General features: G+C 75.3%; 1 protein-coding gene. It reads right to left on the bottom strand.

The window, feature by feature from the left end:
- Positions 1-215: ATP-dependent dethiobiotin synthetase BioD (gene bioD, locus AD72_RS35215; RefSeq protein ID WP_031470981.1), on the bottom strand; the 215-nt coding region annotated here is incomplete at both ends.

Genomic DNA, 215 nt, shown 5'->3' on the forward strand with positions numbered 1-215 from the left:
CACGATCAGTGTGGGGGCCCCGAGCGCCCAGGCCACGTCGGCGAGCGTGGCCCCGGTGTCGTCGAACCGCACGAGCAGCCCGCCCGCCCCTTCGACGATTACGAGATCGTGGTCCTCGTCGAGTTCCCGTGCCGCTGCCGCCGCCTCCGGGGCGCTGACCGGCTCGATCCCGGAACGGCGCGCGGCCACGTCCGGGGCCAGCGGCTCGGGGAACC

Origin of the sequence: Sciscionella sediminilitoris (genome assembly GCF_000737195.2) — a bacterium.
GTDB classification, from domain to species: domain Bacteria; phylum Actinomycetota; class Actinomycetes; order Mycobacteriales; family Pseudonocardiaceae; genus Sciscionella; species Sciscionella sediminilitoris.